The sequence below is a fragment of the Kitasatospora cathayae genome, from assembly GCF_027627435.1.
Lineage (GTDB): Bacteria > Actinomycetota > Actinomycetes > Streptomycetales > Streptomycetaceae > Kitasatospora > Kitasatospora cathayae.
Genome location: NZ_CP115450.1, coordinates 5,628,369 through 5,646,496 on the forward strand (window position 1 = coordinate 5,628,369; position 18,128 = coordinate 5,646,496).

Annotated in this window: 13 protein-coding genes; 10 read left to right on the forward strand and 3 right to left on the reverse strand. The window is 75.4% G+C overall.

Features of this window, described 5'->3' with window-relative positions; translation table 11 throughout:
* Positions 1-4: 4 nt before the first annotated feature.
* Both O1G21_RS25170 and O1G21_RS25175 read right to left on the reverse strand, forming a co-directional pair.
* On the reverse strand, positions 5-928 hold the full coding sequence (locus O1G21_RS25170; RefSeq protein WP_270146888.1) for an aminoglycoside phosphotransferase family protein: 924 nt from the start codon (positions 926-928) through the stop codon (positions 5-7).
* Between the two features lie 348 nt (positions 929-1,276).
* Entirely contained in the window at positions 1,277-2,254 is a 978-nt protein-coding gene (locus O1G21_RS25175) for a ferritin-like domain-containing protein (RefSeq protein ID WP_270151250.1), read from the reverse strand.
* Between the two features lie 302 nt (positions 2,255-2,556).
* On the opposite strand from O1G21_RS25175, the gene rimP reads away from it, so the two are divergent.
* From rimP to O1G21_RS25225, 10 genes are all read left to right on the forward strand, one after another.
* Positions 2,557-3,096, forward strand: coding sequence for a ribosome maturation factor RimP (gene rimP / locus O1G21_RS25180; protein ID WP_270146889.1), 540 nt, complete (start codon positions 2,557-2,559; stop codon positions 3,094-3,096).
* A 53-nt stretch (positions 3,097-3,149) separates the two neighbouring features.
* Positions 3,150-4,142, forward strand: coding sequence for a transcription termination factor NusA (gene nusA, locus O1G21_RS25185; protein ID WP_270146890.1), 993 nt, complete (start codon positions 3,150-3,152; stop codon positions 4,140-4,142).
* A gap of 155 nt (positions 4,143-4,297) precedes the next feature.
* Positions 4,298-4,558, forward strand: a complete 261-nt coding sequence (locus tag O1G21_RS25190) for a YlxR family protein (protein WP_270146893.1) — start codon at positions 4,298-4,300, stop codon at positions 4,556-4,558.
* Between the two features lie 212 nt (positions 4,559-4,770).
* Positions 4,771-7,908 carry a translation initiation factor IF-2 gene (gene infB / locus O1G21_RS25195; RefSeq protein WP_270146894.1) on the forward strand — a complete coding sequence of 1,046 codons (3,138 nt, stop codon included), beginning with the start codon at positions 4,771-4,773 and terminating at the stop codon, positions 7,906-7,908.
* A gap of 169 nt (positions 7,909-8,077) precedes the next feature.
* A complete protein-coding gene (locus O1G21_RS25200) occupies positions 8,078-8,374 on the forward strand; it encodes a DUF503 domain-containing protein (protein ID WP_030289887.1) in 297 nt (98 codons plus the stop codon).
* Between the two features lie 153 nt (positions 8,375-8,527).
* Entirely contained in the window at positions 8,528-8,971 is a 444-nt protein-coding gene (gene rbfA / locus O1G21_RS25205) for a 30S ribosome-binding factor RbfA (RefSeq protein ID WP_270146897.1), read from the forward strand.
* A 2-nt stretch (positions 8,972-8,973) separates the two neighbouring features.
* Positions 8,974-10,077, forward strand: coding sequence for a DHH family phosphoesterase (locus O1G21_RS25210; protein ID WP_270146898.1), 1,104 nt, complete (start codon positions 8,974-8,976; stop codon positions 10,075-10,077).
* Positions 10,078-10,109: 32 nt separating this feature from the next.
* Positions 10,110-11,039: a tRNA pseudouridine(55) synthase TruB gene (gene truB / locus O1G21_RS25215; protein ID WP_270146900.1), complete on the forward strand. Its 930-nt coding sequence runs from the start codon at positions 10,110-10,112 to the stop codon at positions 11,037-11,039.
* A gap of 212 nt (positions 11,040-11,251) precedes the next feature.
* Positions 11,252-14,824, forward strand: coding sequence for a serine protease (locus O1G21_RS25220; protein WP_270146901.1), 3,573 nt, complete (start codon positions 11,252-11,254; stop codon positions 14,822-14,824).
* 65 nt (positions 14,825-14,889) lie between these two features.
* Positions 14,890-15,834, forward strand: coding sequence for a bifunctional riboflavin kinase/FAD synthetase (locus O1G21_RS25225; protein ID WP_270146903.1), 945 nt, complete (start codon positions 14,890-14,892; stop codon positions 15,832-15,834).
* A 74-nt stretch (positions 15,835-15,908) separates the two neighbouring features.
* On the opposite strand, the gene O1G21_RS25230 is transcribed toward O1G21_RS25225, so the two are convergent.
* A complete protein-coding gene (locus O1G21_RS25230; RefSeq protein WP_270146904.1) occupies positions 15,909-18,095 on the reverse strand; it encodes a MinD/ParA family ATP-binding protein in 2,187 nt (728 codons plus the stop codon).
* Positions 18,096-18,128 lie beyond the last annotated feature (33 nt).

An 18,128-nucleotide genomic window follows, 5' to 3' on the forward strand; every position in this document is an offset into this window, starting at 1 on the left:
CTGTTCAGAGGAGCCCCGCGAACTCCAGGTGGAGTTCGGCGTCCTCGCGGCGGCCCGTGGTCAGGTCGCGCAGGGCCAGGTCGACGGCGCGGAACAGGGTCCAGCCGCGCAGGCGGTCCCGGTCGACGTCGAGGGCCTCGGCGAGCTGGTGGAGCCGGCGGCGGACGGCGGCGGGGGCGCCGGGGGAACCGAGCAGGGTGTCCGCGCGGTCCAGGACGAGCCGGGCCAGGTCGTAGGCGCGTTCGCCGGCCAGCGGGCGGGGGTCGATCGCCAGCCAGGGGGCGCGGTCGGCGGCGAGGACGTTGCCGTGGTGGAAGTCGCCGTGCAGCAGGAAGGTCTCGGCGGCGGAGCCGGTCAGGTCCTCGGCGGTGGACAGCGCCTCGTCGACCAGGGCCTGGGCGGCGGCCGCGGCGGGATCGGATCGGTGCTCGGCGAGACGGGCGGCGGTGTCCGCGACCCGGTCCCCGAGGGTGGGCAGGACGCTCCCGGCGGGCGGCTCCACCCAGAGGCGGTGCAGCAGGCTGGTCGCCTCCAGCATGGCCTTGGGCTCGGCGAGCGAGCGCAGCGGGATCTCGCCGTGCAGGCGCTCCAGCAGCAGGACGCCCTCGGCGGGGTCGGCGTCCAGGAGCAGCACGGCTCCCCGGCCGGCCCAGTGGGTGAGGGCGCTGTGCTCGTGGGCGGTCTCGGGGGTGACCAGGCCGGTCTTGAGGACGGCGGGGGAGAGGTCGTCGCGGTGCACGTACGCGATCAGGCTGAGGCTGCCGCCCGGGTCCAGGGTGCGTTCGAGGGTGAGGTTCCAGCGGCTCAGGTGGGCGGCGGTGCTGGCGGGGAGGGTGGCCAGCCATCGGCGGCCCTGGTCGCCGTGGGCGGCGGTGACGCTGTTCGTCAGCCAGGTGGGGACGGTGATGTGTGGTGCTGCTCCCGACATGCCGGCCTTCCGGTTGGTGCTCTCCCTTGGGTGCTGCCTTGTCCATTGTCGGGGATGTGGGGGGTCTGTGGGTGTTCGGTGGGCTCTCGGGAGGGTGGGTGGCCGGGGCGGTTCCGGGGGTGGCCGCTCCGGGGGCTGGATGATTTTCCGACTGCCGACTCTGTGGGCTCATGGCCGGGCGCCGTTGGCAGTCGGAAAATCACCCGCAACGCCCCCTTCCGCAGCCACCCCCTCCACCGCCCCTCCCGCAGCGCGTCCCTCTCGCCTGGTCGGGTGGGAGGGAGGCGGAGCTCGGGGTCGAGGCGGAGCCCGCGCGCCCACGAGGGGGTGGGGGTGCGCCCACCTGGGTCAGTTCGGGGTGGCCGTCGGGGTGGGGAGGGGGTCGGGGATGCCCGGGAAGGCGGTGGTGGGGGCGCCCCAGTGGTGGGCGCGGAGGGTGCAGTCGCGCAGGGCGGTGGCGGCGGGCTGGCGTTGGGGGGCGGGGAGGTCGGCGACGAGGTCGGCGTAGACGGTGGTGAGGCGGGTTTCCAGGTGGGCCGCGAGCTTGGTGGCAGTGGGGGCGTCGGTGACGGCGAAGGGGAGCTGGTAGCCGCCGGCGGCAGGGGTGGGGGTGGCGCCGAGGGTGGTGAGGAGGCGCTGCCAGGCGTCGCGTTGGGCTTGGTGGGCGGCGTAGCAGGTGCGGGCGTCGGCACGCTGCTGGTCCTCGGGCAGGTGGGCGCCGACGACGCCGTAGCCGTAGACGGCGGCGTGTTCGGCGCTCAGGGCCTTCTGGAGGGCGGGCAGCGCTGCTCCGGGGGTGGCGGCGGGGGTCGGGGTGCCGGTGGGGCCGGGCTGGTCGGGTGGGGCGCCGAGGGCTGCGGCGTGCAGGGCGTCGGCGGCGGCGACGGAGGCGAGCAGCCGGGCGAGCGGCGGCCGGGCGGCGCCGAGGTCGGCGAGGTGGGACTGGGCGGTCTGGCGTTCCAGGGTGGCCAGGGCGGCGGGGGTGGTGGCGCTCGGGGGCGTGGTGGGGGTGCCGGGGGTCGGGGGCACGGAGGCGGCCGGGATGCCGTAGGCGAGGGCCGCGCGGTGCTGGGCGGTCTCGGCGCGCAGCGACTGCAGCTGCGCCGTCCGGGTGGCGGGGGTGGCGAGGAGGGCGTCGTAGGCCGACAGCAGGGTGTCGGTGGCGGCGATGGCGCGCAGGCGGACCGGGGCGTCCGGGTCGGGGCCGGGGCCCTTGTCGCCGGGCATCACGGCACCGTTGGGGTCGGCCCCGGTGGAGCTGGTGCAGGCGGTGGTGAGGGTGATCAGTCCGAGGGCCAGGAAGGTCCGTCGGCTGGGCGGCTGCATCGGGGTCACTCCGGGCGGGTACGGGAGGGCGGCCTCCCCTGCCTGCCCTCGGTGGCCTGAATCTTCGCAGAACCCCCACGATCGTGGGTGGGTATCGGGGGTCCTGCGGGGTGGGTCGGGGGGTGTGAGCTTGCTCGCAGTGGGTGGCGTCCGGCTGGTCGCGGGAGGTCCGGAATCGGTGGTTCGCGGCTTCACCGGCTAGGCTTTGGGCCGAGCTGCCGTGACCCGGAGTGCGCCCGAGGGGCGCGGAGGGCGCGGGGCGACCTCTGACAACAGCAGACGCGGCCGAGGAGTCCACCCGGATGAGCACCACCCACACCGACCGGCTGCGCGCGTTGCTGGAGCCGCTGGCCGTCCAGGCCGGACTGGACCTGGAGGACGTCAAGGTCACCAAGGCGGGCAACCGCCGGCAGGTGCAGATCGACGTCGACACCGACGGCGGCGTGGACATGGACACCATCGCCGAGTTCAGCCGGGTGGTCGGCGAGGCCCTGGACGCCTCGGACGTGATGGGGGACGAGCCCTACCTGCTGGAGGTCGGCTCGCCGGGTGCGGAGCGTCCGCTGGTCCTGCCCCGGCACTGGCAGCGCGCGGAGGGCCGGCTGGCCAAGATCCACCTGGTCGACGGCGGGGAGATCGTCGCCCGGGTGCTCGAGGCGGACGAGGACGGCGCGCTGGTCGAGGTGCAGCCGGTGAAGGGGCGCGGCCGTCCGAAGGAGCGCCGTCTGGAGTACGCCGAGGTGACCCGGGCGCGGGTCCAGGTCGAGTTCAACCGCAAGGACGACGAGCAGCTCCTGGACGAGGCCGCCGACTTCGACGAGGGGGACGACGGCGCCGAGTGAGCCGGCCGCCGTACGACCATCATGAACGTGACGAAAGACGAGGAGGCGTAGCCGTGGACATCGACATGAGTGCCCTGCGCACGCTGGTCAACGAGAAGAACATCCCCTTCGACCTGCTGGTCGAGTCCATCGAGTCCGCCCTCCTCACCGCGTACCACCGCACCGAGGGCTCGCGCCGCCGCGCCCGGGTGCACCTGGACCGCAAGAGCGGCCACGTGACCGTGTGGGCGATGGAGGACCCGGCGGAGCTGGAGGAGGGCGTCGAGCCGAAGGAGTTCGACGACACCCCGAACGGCTTCGGCCGGATCGCGTCCAGCATCGGCATCCAGGTGATGATGCAGCGCCTGCGCGACGCCGCCGACGACCAGACCTTCGGCGAGTACGCGGGCAAGGAGGGCGACATCGTCACCGGTGTCGTCCAGCAGGGCAACGACCCGAAGAACGTCCTGGTCGACATCGGCAAGCTGGAGGCCATCCTGCCGCCGCAGGAGCAGGTCCCGGGCGAGGACTACCGGCACGGCACCCGGCTGAAGTGCTACGTCGTGGCGGTGCGCCGCGGTGTCCGCGGGCCGTCGGTGACGCTGTCGCGGACCCACCCGAGCCTGGTGAAGAAGCTGTTCGCGCTGGAGGTCCCGGAGATCGCGGACGGCAGCGTGGAGATCGCCGCGATCGCCCGTGAGGCCGGCCACCGCACCAAGATCGCGGTCTGGTCGCGCCGGGCCGGGCTGAACGCCAAGGGCGCCTGCATCGGTCCGATGGGCTCCCGGGTGCGCGCTGTGATGGGCGAGCTGCACGGCGAGAAGATCGACATCGTCGACTGGTCCGAGGACCCCCGCGAGATGGTCGCCGCGGCGCTGTCCCCCGCACGGGTGACCAGCGTGGAGATCGTGGACGCCGCCCAGCGCTCCGCGCGGGTGATCGTGCCGGACTACCAGCTGTCCCTGGCGATCGGCAAGGAGGGGCAGAACGCCCGTCTGGCCGCGCGCCTCACCGGCTGGCGGATCGACATCCGGCCGGACACCGAGGGCCAGGGCGAGCCCCAGTAGGAAAATGCAGGGGCCCCGGCCCAGTAGTCAGTGTCGTTCGTGGCGGTCCCCGTCGGTCCTCCGGGATCTACGGGGCGGCGCCATGTCGCTTCGGAGGGGTAGACTTGCCTTCGTCTGGCCGGACGCACGTCCGAGCACGCCCGGAACGCACCTGCGTGGGCTGCCGCAAGCGCGCGGCCAAGCACCAGCTGTTGCGTGTCACGGCGGTCGAGGGCGTCTGCGTTCCCGATCCCCGTGGCGCACTGCCGGGCCGGGGCGCTCACCTGCACCCCGACCTGGCCTGCCTCGACCTCGCGGTCCGCCGTCGGGCGTTCTCCCGGGCCTTCCGGCTCCAGGGGACGCTCGACACGGAGCGGCTCCGCGGGTTCATCGAGGAGCGGGTCGGCGGAGCCCCTGGGGCGGACCGCCTCCCGTGACGGCCGCCGCTCACCGCGGCGGAGAACCACCGCAACAAGCACAGCGCTCGGGCAGCCGCGCGCCGTGCCACCAGTCAGGTACCTCGCGATGTGGAAGTAGGTCGAGATTGCGATGAGCACTCGATGAGTACGCGATGAGTACGCGATGGGTACGCCCATGAAGTAGCGACAGTCCGGCGGACGAGACCCCCGGACTCATAGACAGGAGTGAAGTGGCTAAGGTCCGGGTTTACGAACTCGCCAAGGAGCTTGGCTTGGAGAGCAAGGCCGTCATGGCCAAGCTCACCGAGCTCGGTGAGTTCGTCCGTTCGGCGTCCTCGACGATCGAGGCGCCGGTCGTGCGCAAGCTGACTGACGCGCTTGGTGTGGCCCCCACCGGTGGTGGCGCTGCCAAGCCGGGCCCGCGGAAGACCGCGGCGCCCCAGCCCGCGGCAGGTGCCGCGGGTGCACCCAAGCCGGGTGCTCCGACCCCGGGTCCGCGCCCTGGCGCGACCCCTGGTCCCCGTCCGACCCCGGCCGCTGCGGCTCCCGCCGCGCCGGCCGCCCCCGCGGCTCCGGCCGCTCCCGCCGCGGCCCGTCCGGGTGCGCCGACCCCGGGCCCGCGCCCGGCCGCGCGTCCCGCCGCTCCGGCGGCCCCGGCCGCTCCCGCGGCCGAGTTCTCCTCGCCGGCTCCGGCCGGTGACGCCCCGCGTCCGGCTGCCCAGGCCCCGCGTCCGGCCGGTCAGGCCGGCGGCGGCGCCCGTCCGGGCCCGCGTCCGGCCGGCCCGCGTCCGGGCAACAACCCGTTCACCTCGGGCAGCGCGACCGGCATGGCCCGCCCCGGCGACCGCCGTCAGGGCGCGCCGGGTGCCCGTCCGGGTGCTCCGGGCGCGCAGGCCGGCGACCGTCCGCGTCCCGGTGGGGACCGTCCGCGTCCGGCCGGTGCGCCGGGTGCCGGTGCGCCGCGTCCCGGTGGGGACCGTCCGCGTCCGGCCGGTGCGCCGGGTGCCGGTGCCCCCCGTCCGGGTGGGGACCGTCCGCGTCCGGCCGGTGCGCCGGGTGCCGGTGCCCCCCGTCCCGGTGGTGCTCCCCGTCCTGACGGCATGCCGCGTCCGGCCGCGCCGCGCCCCGGCGGGCCGACCCCGTCCGGCATGCCGCGTCCGAACCCGGGCATGATGCCGCAGCGTCCGGCCGGCCCGCGTCCGGGTCCGGGTGGCCGTGGTCCCGGTGGCCCCGGCGGTCGTCCGGGTGGTCCGGGTGCCGGCGGTGCCCGTCCCGGTTTCCAGGGTCGTCCGGCCGGTCCGGGCTCGCGTCCGGCCGGTGGCGGCGGCTTCGGCGGCCCGCGTCCGGGTGGCGGTGCTCCCGGTGGCGGCGGCGGCTTCGGCGGCCCGCGTCCCGGTGGCTTCGGCGGTCGTCCCGGCGGCCCGGGTGCCCGTGGTGGCACGCAGGGCGCCTTCGGTCGTGGCCCGGGCGGTCGCCCGGCGCGCGGTCGCAAGTCGAAGCGGGCGAAGCGCCAGGAGTACGAGGCCATGCAGGCCCCGTCCGTCGGCGGTGTGATGCTGCCTCGCGGCAACGGCCAGACCGTTCGCCTGTCGAGCGGCGCCTCGCTGATGGACTTCGCGGAGAAGATCAACGCCAACCCGGCCGCGCTCGTCTCCGTCATGTTCAACCTCGGTGAGATGGTCACCGCGACCCAGTCGGTCTCCGACGCGACCCTCGAGCTGCTGGCCGGCGAGATGGGCTTCCAGCTGGAGATCGTCAGCCGGGACGACGAGGACCGCGAGCTGCTGGAGTCGTTCGACATCGACTTCGGCGCCGACGAGGGCGACGAGGACCAGCTGGCCCCGCGCCCGCCGGTCGTCACCGTCATGGGTCACGTCGACCACGGTAAGACCCGCCTGCTGGACGCGATCCGCAAGTCCAACGTGGTGGCCGGCGAGGCCGGTGGCATCACCCAGCACATCGGTGCCTACCAGGTGGCGACGATGGTGAACGGCGAAGAGCGCCCGATCACCTTCCTCGACACCCCGGGTCACGAGGCGTTCTCCGCCATGCGTGCCCGTGGTGCCAAGTCCACCGACATCGCGATCCTGGTGGTCGCGGCCAACGACGGTGTCATGCCGCAGACGGTCGAGGCGCTGAACCACGCCAAGGCCGCCGGTGTGCCGATCGTGGTCGCCGTCAACAAGATCGACGTCGAGGGCGCCGACCCGACCAAGGTCCGCGGCCAGCTGACCGAGTTCGGCCTGGTGGCCGAGGAGTACGGCGGCGACACCATGTTCGTCGACATCTCCGCGCGCCAGGGTCTGCACATCGACCAGCTGCTGGAGGCCGTGGTCCTGACCGCGGACGCCTCGCTCGACCTGCGGGCCAACCCCGACCAGGACGCGCAGGGCATCGCGATCGAGGCCCACCTGGACAAGGGCCGCGGCGCCATGGCGACCGTCCTGGTCCAGCGCGGTACCCTCCGCGTCGGTGACTCGATCGTCGTGGGCGACGCCTACGGCCGCGTCCGCGCGATGCTGGACGAGAACGGCAACAACCTCTCCGAGGCCGGTCCGTCCCGCCCGGTGCTGCTGCTCGGTCTGACCTCGGTGCCCCGCGCCGGCGACAGCTTCATCGTCGTCGACGAGGACCGCACCGCCCGCCAGATCGCCGAGAAGCGCTCGGCCCGCGACCGCAACGCCGCCTTCGCGCAGCGTCGGGTCCGGGTGTCCCTGGAGGACCTGGACAAGGCCATCGCCGCCGGCTCCATCGAGCAGCTCAACCTCATCATCAAGGGTGACGTCTCCGGTTCGGTCGAGGCCCTCGAGGACGCCCTCGTCAAGCTGGACGTGGGCGAGGAGGTCGAGCTCCGGGTCCTGCACCGCGGTGTGGGTGCCATCACCGAGTCCGACGTGGACCTGGCGATGGGCTCGGACGCCATCATCATCGGCTTCAACGTGCGCGCCGAAGGCCGTGCGCGTGCGGCGGCCGAGAAGGAAGGCGTGGACGTCCGGTACTACTCGGTCATCTACCAGGCGATCGAGGAGATCGAGAACGCCCTCAAGGGCATGCTCAAGCCGGAGTACGAGGAGGTGCGCCTCGGCGCCGCGGAGATCCGCGAGGTCTTCCGCTCCTCCAAGTTCGGCAACATCGCCGGTGTCCTGGTCCGCGACGGCATCATCCGCCGCAACGCCAAGGCCCGCCTGCTGCGCGACGGCAAGGTCGTGGCGGAGAACCTCTCCATCGAGGGTCTGCGCCGCTTCAAGGACGACGCGACCGAGGTCCGCGAGGGCTTCGAGGCCGGTGTCACCCTGGGGTCGTTCAACGACATCAAGGTCGACGACATCATCGAGACCTACGAGATGCGCGAGAAGCCGCGCGCCTAGTCGGTGTCAGCCGGGGCCGGTCGACGGATGGTATTTCCGTCGACCGGCCCCGGTCTCGCTGTGTAGGGTCCGGGGTGTTCGAAAGTCACCTTTCGACAGTCCCGGCGCGAGCCCGGTTCCGGGCCGCGCCTTTCCCCGAGGCCTTCCAGGTCGGCGAGACCTGTCACACATGTTCGTGGGAACACTCACCTTCGACCTGCTGCTGGGCGACGTCCACTCGCTCAAGGAGAAGCGTTCGATCGTGCGGCCCATCGTGGCCGAACTGCAGCGCAAGTACAGCGTGTGCGCTGCCGAGACCGGGAACCAGGACCTGCACCGCCGGGCCGAGATCGGCCTCGCGGTGGTCTCCGGCGAAGCCGGGTACGTCACCGAGGTCCTGGACAGCTGTGAGCGGTTGGTCGCCGGCCGCCCCGAGGTGCAGCTCCTCTCCGCGAGGAGGCGCTACCACAACGACGACGACGAATGAGGGCTGTGGAGCCGGTCGGCGGAAGTCGCCGTTCTCACACAGATCAGGACCGAGAGCGCCCGCAAGGCCGGGCGCGGGCCGGTACTTTGGGGCGTGGGCCCCGACGGGTGCGCAGCTCGCCCGGGTACCGGGCCCACTGCACGAGGAGGCAACGTGACCGACACCGCAAGGGCGCGCAAGCTCGCCGACCGCATCCAGGTGGTCGTCGCCCAGACCCTGGAGCGGCGGATCAAGGACCCGCGACTGGGGTTCGTGACCATCACCGACACCCGGGTGACCGGCGACCTGCGCGAGGCCACCGTCTTCTACACCGTCTTCGGCGACGAGACCGAGCGCCAGGCCACCGCGGCCGCGCTGGAGAGCGCCAAGGGCGTGCTCCGCTCCGAGGTCGGCAAGCAGACCGGGGTGCGCTTCACCCCGTCGCTGACCTTCGTCGCGGACGCGCTGCCGGAGAACGCTCGGAACATCGACGACCTGCTCGACCGGGCCCGGACCTCCGACGCCGCCGTGCGCACCCAGGCCGCCGGGGCGACCTACGCCGGCGACGCGGACCCGTACCGGGTGCCGGCGTCCGAGCGTGACGACGAGGACGAGTAGTCATGGCGGGTGAGCCGGCGCGGGCCGCCTCGCGAGCCGGATCGACCACGGGGGCGTCCTCCACCAGCACGGTGGAGGGTGCCCTCGCGGCGCTTCCGGGGCCGCGCGCCGAGGAGAGCGGCTTCGAGCTGATCTGGCAGCAGGTGGTGGGGGAGATCGGGCGGGCCCGGTCGATCGACCTGATCTGCCACATCTGCCCGGACGGCGACGCCCTGGGCTCCTCGCTGGCGGCCGCCCTGGCACTGCGCGCGCTCGGCAAGCAGGTGCGGGTCTCCTTCGGTGACGACCCGCAGATCGTGCCCGAGTCGCTGGCCTTCCTGCCCGGCCAGGAGCTGATCGTGCCGGCCGCCGAGGTGCCGGACGTGCCCGAGCTGGTGCTCTGCTTCGACGTCGCCGCGCAGAGCCGGCTGGGGCTGCTGCACGACAAGGCCTTCGCCGCGCCCGTCCTGGTGGTGTTCGACCACCACGCCTCCAACCCGGGCTTCGGCACCCACCAGCTGATCGACCCGTCCGCGCCGGCCACCGCCGTCCTGGTGGACGAACTGCTGCGCCGACTCGGCGTGGAGCTCGACCAGGACCTGGCCACCTGCCTGTACACCGGGGTCGCCACCGACACCGGCTCCTTCAAGTACCGGGCCACCACGCCCGCGACCCACGAACTCGCCGGGCGGCTGCTGGCCACCGGCATCCGGCACGACCTGATCTCCCGGCAGCTGTGGGACACCTCCTCCTTCGGCTACCTCAAGGTGCTCGCGGCCGCCCTGGACCGGGCCGTCTACGAGCCGGACGCGGCCGACGGGCTGGGCCTGGTGTGGACCTGGGTGCCCTACCAGGACCTGGCGCTGTTCAGCGTCACGGTCGAGGAGATCGAGGGGCTGATCGACATCCTGCGCCGGCCGGCCGAGGCCGAGGTGGCGCTGGTGCTCAAGCAGGACCCGGACGGCACGCTGCGCGGCTCCTCCCGCTCCAAGGGCGCGGTGGACGTGGCCGCCGCCTGCGCCGAACTGGGCGGCGGCGGGCACGTCTTCGCGGCCGGGTTCAGCGCCCGGGAGGACGTCACCGCGGTGGTCGAGCGGTTCCGGGGCGCGCTGCGGCCGGTACGTTGAGGGCTCCTGCACGTCTTTAGAGAAAGAACCCGATGAAGCGCAAAGGCACCGGCCCGGACGGCCTGGTGATCGTCGACAAGCCCGAGGGCATCACCTCCCACGGGGTCGTCGCCAAGATGCGGTGGCTGGCCGGGACCCGCAAGGTGGGGCACGCCGGCACGCTGGACCCGATGGCCACCGGCGTGCTGGTGATCGGCGTCGAGCGGGCCACCCGGCTGCTCGGCCACCTGATGCTGACCGCCAAGACCTACGAGGCGACCATCCGGCTCGGCCAGACCACCGTCACGGACGACCGCGAGGGCGAGGTCACCGCCTCGACCCCGGCGCAGGGCGTCACCCGGGAGGCGATCGACGCCGGGATCGCGGCGCTCACCGGCGAGATCATGCAGGTGCCCTCCAAGGTCAGCGCGATCAAGATCGACGGCAAGCGGTCGTACGCGCGGGTGCGCGAGGGCGAGGACTTCGAGCTCGCGGCCCGGCCGACCACGATCCACTCCTTCACCGTGCACGACCAGCGTGCGGTGGTCGCCGAGGACGGCACGCCGGTGATCGACCTGGACGTCACCGTCGAGTGCTCCTCCGGCACCTACATCCGGGCGCTGGCCCGCGACCTGGGCGCCGGGCTGGGCGTCGGCGGGCACCTGACCGCGCTGCGCCGCACCAAGGTCGGGCCGTACGGGGTGGAGTCGGCGCGCACCCTGGAGCAGCTGGAGGCCGCCGTCACCGGCGACTCCGGCGCGCCGCTGGAGGTGCTGCCGATCGCGCAGGCCGCGGCCGCCGCCTTCCCGCGCTGGGACCTGGACGAGGACTCGGCGCAGAAGCTGTCGCACGGCGCCCGGCTGAAGGCGCCCGGGCTGGGCGTGGACGGGCCGATCGCGGTGTTCGGGCCGGACGGGCGCTTCCTGGCGCTGGTCGAGGAGAAGGGCGGGCAGGCGAAGCCGGTCGCGGTGTTCGTCGGCTGAGTGGTCCGTGCCGTGACCCCCGTCGGGAATCCCGGCGGGGGTTTTCACCTGTGCGGGCCGTTCACCCGAACCGGGGGCTTCACCCGGCCGGGGGAGCGCGCGAGGTGAACGACCGTGGTGAGCGGCGCGGGCGCGGTGGGGGCGCCGCCTCGGCGGGCAGGCTCCCGGCGGCGAGCGGGCGACGGGCCCGGGCGACGGTCGAGGGGGCATCCATGCCGGGGTTTGCGGAGGGCGATCCGGGGCGGCACCTGCTGCGGATCCGCGACCTCAACGGGCGGCTGCACGGCTTAGGGTTCGTCGCCGACCCGCAGGGCGGCGTGCTCACCGCGCACGAGGCCGTGGCGGGCCTGGACCGGGTCGTGCTGCACACCCCCGGCGGCCAGACCCGGGTGCTCGGCCCGGACGCGGTGCTGCCGCTGCCCGAGCACGGGCTCGCCCTGCTGCGCACCGACGCCGTCGGCGGGCTGCCGGTGCCGCCGCTGCCGGTGGCCGCGGTGGGCGCCGGGCACGAGGTGCTGCTGCCCGCGCTCACCGGCGAGGACGGCCGGGCGGTCGCGCTGCGCTGCGGGCTGCTGGGCGTCAGCGGTGCGACGTACGGCGGGCACGCGCTGGCCGGGGTGCTGGTGCTGGACGTGCCGGCGGTGGGCGGGGTCGTGGTGCCAGCCGGCTCGCCGGTGCTGGACACCCGCAGCGGCGCGGTGGTGGCGCTGGTCGCGCCCGCCCTGCGCGGCCCCCGGCACGGCGGGGCGCTGGCGGCCGTTCCGGCCGGGGGCGGCGCGGTGGTCGCCGAGGCGCTGGCGGGACTGCTGGCGCGCAACGCGGCGGCGGTGCCCGGGTACGGTCCGGCGCTGAACCTGGCCGGGGTGCTGCGGCTGACCGCCGGCCAGCTGGCCGCCGCCGGTGCCGGGCCGGACCGGGTGGCCGGGCTGGCCGCCGACCGGGTGGACCGGCCGGACGGGCCGGCCACCGACGAGCCGGAGGCGACCGTCACCGTCCTGGTCGGCGCCCCCGGCAGCGGACGCTCCACCGAACTGGCCGCGCTGGCCGTCCGCCGCTCCGGCGGCGCCCGGCCGCTGCCCACGCTCTGGCTGCGCGGCGCCGACCTGCGGGCCGAGGACCGCTCGCTCGCCGAACCGGTGGAGCGGGCGCTGGCCGCCGCCGCGGCCGGGCTCGGCGTCCCGGCGCCCGCGCCCGAGCCGGTGGCGGCCCTGTGCGCGGCGGCCGGGCGGCCGCTGCTGGTGGTCCTGGACGGCCCCGAGGAGGCCCCGGCCGAGCTGGACCCGCGCTGGCTGCGCGGCGCCGGGCAGTGGCTGACCGGCTGCGGGGCGCGGCTGCTGGCCGCCTGCGGCGAGGAGGTCTGGGAGCGGCTGGCGGCCGAGCCCTGGGGGAACGGCGCCCACGGCATCCCGCGTCCGGCGGAACCGGGACCGGACGGCGACCTGGCCAGCGCCCCCACCGTCCGGATGGACGGCGCCGGCCCCGGTGCGCCCACCCTGGCCGGGCAACGGCTCGGCCCGCTGCCCGCCGAGGCGGCCGAGCGGGTGCGCCGCCGCTACGGGCTGCCGCCGGGCCGGCCGACCGCCGCCGAGGACGCGCGGCACCCGCTGGCCGTCCGGCTGGCCGGGGAGCTGTGGGCGCAGGGCCTGCACGACGGGCCCGCGCGGCGCAGCGAACTGTTCGGCGCCCACCTGGACCTGCGCTGCCTGCGGGTGGCCCAGCGGCTGGCCGAGGACGGCCGGGCGCGCCGCCCGGGCGCGCACCGCCGGGGCGCCGCCCGGCCCGCCGGACCGCGCCAGCGGCAGGTGCGCCGGCTCGCGGCGGCGGTGGCCGGACGGGTGCACGAGGCGGCCCGGCGGATGCTCGGCGAGGAGCCGGGCGCACTGCGCCGGGAGACCTTCGAGGCGCTCTTCCCGGTCGACGGCGGCTGGGCGACGGCGGTGCTCGCCGAGGGGCTGTTCGTCCCCGCCGGGTCCGGATTCCGCTTCGCCCACGGGGAGTTCGCCGACTGGCTGCAGGGTCGGCACCTGGACCTGGACGCGGCGCTGCGACTGCTGCTCGGGGAGGCCGAGGACACCCCGCCAGGCCCGGAGGGATCCGGACCGGCCGTCCCCCGGCACCGGATCGGCCCGGTCGTCGCCGCGCTGCGCCGGGTCGCCGAGACCTGGGGCGCGCCCGCCCTGGACCCGTGGCTGCACCGGATCTGGCGCGCGCTGGACCTGCGCCCGCCGGGCAGCGAACCCGCCTGGTGGGCGGGCCGGTTGCTCACCGCCGGACTCGCCGCCAGCCCCGACCCGGTCGAACACCGGGCGCTGCTCGAGCAGTTGGCCCGCCGGATCGCCGAACGGGCCGCCGCTGCGGGCGGTGCGGGCGGTGTGGAGGTGCTCGGCGGGCTGAGCCGCTTCGGCCCGGCGTTCTGGACCGGCCTCGGCCTGCCCGTCGAGGCCGAACTCGCCCTGCTGCGCCGCCTGGTGGCCGCCGACGGCCCCGAGCAGCGCTTCCTCGGCACGGTGGCCGAGCGGCTGCGCGCCGACCCGGTCACCGTGTTCCCACTGCTCTGCGCCTGGTTCGACGAAACGACCGATTCGCGCGTCGCCGACCTCGCCCAGGACCTGTTGTACGCCCACCGCCGGCTGGCCCTGGACGAGTTGGCCGACGCGCTGGCCGACGCCGCGCACCCGAGGGCGGACGCGCTGCTCACCGTGCTCGCCGCCGAGGAGCCGTCCGCGCTCTGCCGCGCGGTGGACCGCTGGAGCCACGACCGGCGGCCCGAACGGCACGTCGCGGCCGCCGTGCACGGGCTGCGGACGGCCCCGTACGCCGGCGGGGCCGGGGTCGAACTGCTGCGCTTCAGCGCGCTGACCCTGCTCGCCCGCGAGGACGAACCGGGCCTGCACGGCGCCGCCCTGGCCCTGCTGGTCGGCGACCCGGCGACCAGGGCCGAGCACCTGGACGCCGCGCTCGCCCTGCACCGGGCGGGCGGCGACGCCTTCCTCACCCCGGACGCGCTGGCCCCGGCCCTGGAGAGCGACCCGGAGCCCGTCCTGGCCGCGCTCGCCGACCGGCTGACCGGCTCGGGCGGCGCGGCCACCACCGCGACCCTGCGGGTGCTCGCCGACGCCCGCGACCCGGTGGCGGCCCGGCGGGGCGCCGAGCTGGTCGCCCGGCTGCTGCGCCAGCACCCGGCGCTGGCCGGGCCGGTGGCCGTCGACTACCTCGGCCGGCGCCTGCGCCGCGCCGCGATCGACGGGCCGGCCGACCGGCTGGAGCTGCGGGTGCTGCTCGGCGCCGCGCTGGCCGCCCGGGCGGCGGCGGTCCGCGCGCCGTTCGCCGAGGTGCTGTCCGTCCCGGTGGCCGATCCGGCGGCGGACGCGCTGCGCTGCGAGCTGCTGGACGCCCTGCTCGCCACCGAGACCGACCGGGCGGTGCTCAACGCCGCGGTGGAAGGCCTCGCCGAGCACTGCGCGGCCGAGAACCCCGCCCGGGCCCGCGCCGTGCTGGCCCGGGCGACCCCGGGTCTGGCCGACGCGGACGACCTGCTGGTGCGCTGCGCCGGGCGCTCGGCGGCCTTCGCCCAGCTGCTCGCCCAGTGGCCGTGCGACGCCGCCCCGACCGCTCCCGACGGCCCGCGGCTGGCCCGGATGCGGGCCCTGGTGGCCGCCGGACGGGACCCGCAGTACGCCGCCGCCGAGGCCGAGCGGACCGCCCCCGAGCGGGCCCTCCGCACACCGGTGCGCTCAACCCCCATTCCGGTGCCTGAGCCGGGGCAGGCGCATGGCACGCTATAGGGGTTCGGGTTTTGAGCGTTTGAGCGTACCGAGGGTACGCACCGTACGGAACGAGGAGCAGTCGGGTGCAGCGCTGGCGTGGCCTGGAGGAGATCCCCGCTGACTGGGGACGCAGCGTCGTCACCATCGGTTCGTTCGACGGGGTGCACCGCGGACACCAGTTGATCATCGGGCGGGCGGTCGAGCGGGCCCGCGAACTCGGCCTCCCCACGGTCGTGGTGACCTTCGACCCGCACCCGCGCGAGGTGATCCGCCCGGGCAGCCACCCGCCGCTGCTCGCGCCGCACCCGCGCCGGGCCGAGCTGATCGCCGAACTCGGCGTGGACGCGGTACTGGTGCTGCCGTTCACCACCGAGTTCTCCAAGGAGTCCCCGGAGACCTTCGTCCAGCAGGTGCTGGTGGACGCGCTGCACGCCCGGGTCGTCATCGAGGGCCCCAACTTCCGCTTCGGGCACAAGGCCGCCGGGGACGTCGCGCTGCTCACCGAGCTGGGCCGGGCGGACGACTTCCAGGTCGAGGTGGTGGACCTGCAGGTGTGCGGCACCGCCGGGGACGGCGAGCCGTTCTCCTCCAGTCTGACCCGCCGGCTGGTCGAGTCCGGGGACATGACCGGCGCCAACGAGGTGCTCGGCCGCCCGCACCGGGTCGAGGGCGTGGTGGTGCGCGGCGCGCAGCGCGGCCGCGAGCTCGGTTACCCGACCGCGAACGTGCAGACCGTGCCGCACAGCGCAGTCCCGGCCGACGGCGTGTACGCGGGCTGGCTGACCGCCGAGGGCGAGCGGATGCCGGCGGCGATCTCGGTCGGCACCAACCCGACCTTCGACGGCACCGCCCGCACCGTCGAGGCGTACGCCATCGACCGGGTCGGCCTGGACCTGTACGGGCTGCACGTGGCCGTGGACTTCCTGGCCTACCTGCGCGGGATGGAGAAGTTCGACTCCATCGAGGCGCTGCTGGACCGGATGGCCGACGACGTGAAGCGCGCGCGTGAGCTGACCGACGCCGTCTGACGACCGGCGCCGGCTTTCGTCCGGCACTGCGGCCGAGGGCCCGCCGACTCCTGGTCGGCGGGCCCTCCGTCGTCCTACTGCTGGGGCGGCTGCTGCGGGTGCGGGTAGCCGTAGCCGGGCGGCGGCGGGGGCTGGGGGGCCTGCTGCTGCGGATCGGAGTACGCCAGGCAGTCGTAGTCGTACCCGGGCCGCAGAGTTCCCTGCGGCGGTGGCTGCTGCTGGGGCTGCGGCCAGCCGTAGCCGGACGGGGGCGCGGGCTGGCCGGGCTGCGCCCCCCACGGCGCGCCGGGCGCGGGCTGGGGGGTCTGCTGCGGGTCGGCGTACGGCTGGGGCTGGCCCGGCTGCGGCTGGTGGGCGGTCTGCGCCTGCTGCTGCCAGCCGCCCTGCTGGGCGGCCGCCTGCTGGGCCCGGACGATGTCCTCGCCGACCAGGGTGGCCAGCTCGAAGTACGCCTCGCGGACCTTGGGCCGCATCATGTCGAGGTTGACCTCGGCACCGGCCGCCAGGCTCTCGTCGAAGGGCACCACGACCACGCCGCGGCAGCGGGTCTGGAAGTGCGCGACGATGTCCTCGATCTTGATCATCTTGCTGGTCTCGCGCACCCCGGAGACCACCGTGATGCTGCGCTGCACCAGGTCGGCGTAGCCGTGTGCGGAGAGCCAGTCCAGCGTGGTCGAGGCGCTGGAGGCACCGTCCACGCTCGGGGTGGAGACGATGATCAGCTGGTCGGCGAGGTCCAGCACCCCGCGCATCGCGCTGTACAGCAGACCGGTGCCGGAGTCGGTCAGGATGATCGGGTACTGGCGGCCCAGCACCTCGATGACCTGGCGGTAGTCCGAGTCGTTGAAGGTGGTCGAGACGGCCGGGTCGACGTCGTTCGCCAGGATCTCCAGGCCCGAGTTCAGGTCCTGCGAGGTGAACTGACGGATGTCCATGTAGCTGCGCAGGTGCGGGATCGCCGTCACCAGGTCGCGGATGGTCGCGCCGGTCTGGCGCTTGACCCGGCGGCCCAGGGTGCCGGCGTCCGGGTTGGCGTCGATCGCGATCACCTTGTCCTGGCGCTCGCTGGCCAGGGTCGCGCCGAGCGCGGTGGTGGTCGTGGTCTTGCCGACGCCGCCCTTGAGGCTGATCACGGCGATCCGGTAGCAGCTCAGCACCGGGGTGCGGATGATCTCCAGCTTGCGGGCCTTCTCGGCCGCAGCGGCCTTGCCGCCGAACTGGAACCGCGGCTGCTGGCGCTGCTGCTTGGGCTGGCTGCGCAGCAGCCGGTCCGAGGACAGCTCGACGGCGGCGGTGTAGCCGAGCGGGGCGCCGTGCGCGGTCTGCTGCGGGGCGGCGGCCTGCTGGAACGCGGCGGGCGGCGGCGCGGCGGCGCCCTGCGGCGGCCAGGGCTGCGCGGGGCCGGGCTGCTGCGGCTGGACGGGCTGGCCCGGCTGGACGGGCTGGACGGGCTGGGGCGCGGTCGGCGGCTGGTAGGCGCCGGGCTGCGGCCAGCCGCCCTGGCGCGGGTCCACCGGACCGGACTGCGGCTGGGGCTGCGCGGGCTGCGGCTGCGGGTGCGGCTGGACGGGCTGGACGGGCTGGCCCGGCTGGGGTTGGGCGGCCCAGGCGGCCTGCGGGTCCCACCCGGGCTGCGGGTCGTGCGGCGCCGCGGGGTTCTGGGCCGGCACCGGCTGGGCCGGCGGCTGCGCGAGGTTCTGCGGCGGTACGGGCTGCGCCGGCTGCGGCGCCGCCACGTGCGCCGGGTACGGCTGCGGTTGCGCCGGTACCTCCGCCGGCGGCCAGGCCGCGGCTGCGGGGGCGTGCGGCTGCTCCGGCGTCACGGCCGGGGCCGGGGCCGGGGCTGGGGCCGCCACCGGGAACGGAACGTGCTGCGCCTCGGCCTGGACGGGCGGCACCGGCGGGACCGGTGCGGGCGCCGGTCCCGGCTCGGCCGCCGGGGCGGGCACCGGAGCCGGGGACGGCGCAGGGGCCTGGGCCTGGACCTGCGCGGGCACCGGAGCCTGCGGCTGGGCCACGGGCGCCGGCGCGACCGCCTGGTCGGCCGCCGCAGCCGCAGCCGCAGCCGCAGCCGGAGCCGGACCAGGGACAGGAGCCGGAGCCGTCGGCTCGGCAGCGGGAGCCTGCCCGGCAGCGGGCGTCGCCGCCGGCCCCGACTGCACGTACCAGGACGGGGGAGTGTAATCGGGCGCGTCGGACCAGTCGTCGTCGTCCTCCGCCGCGTTGTCGCCGACGTAGACGCCGTCCCGATCGCTGCTCACTAGGGCTCCCTCGTGTTCGCCGCCGCTTGTTCA

Bases quoted from the DNA above. Each gene is read 5' to 3' on its own strand.
- truB (WP_270146900.1), top strand. From the start codon at position 10,110: ATGAAGCGCAAAGGCACCGGCCCGGACGGCCTGGTGATCGTCGACAAG.
- O1G21_RS25175 (WP_270151250.1), bottom strand. From the start codon at position 2,254: ATGCAGCCGCCCAGCCGACGGACCTTCCTGGCCCTCGGACTGATCACC.
- O1G21_RS25200 (WP_030289887.1), top strand. From the start codon at position 8,078: ATGTTCGTGGGAACACTCACCTTCGACCTGCTGCTGGGCGACGTCCAC.
- O1G21_RS25210 (WP_270146898.1), top strand. From the start codon at position 8,974: ATGGCGGGTGAGCCGGCGCGGGCCGCCTCGCGAGCCGGATCGACCACG.
- rimP (WP_270146889.1), top strand. From the start codon at position 2,557: ATGAGCACCACCCACACCGACCGGCTGCGCGCGTTGCTGGAGCCGCTG.
- O1G21_RS25170 (WP_270146888.1), bottom strand. From the start codon at position 928: ATGTCGGGAGCAGCACCACACATCACCGTCCCCACCTGGCTGACGAAC.
- O1G21_RS25220 (WP_270146901.1), top strand. From the start codon at position 11,252: ATGCCGGGGTTTGCGGAGGGCGATCCGGGGCGGCACCTGCTGCGGATC.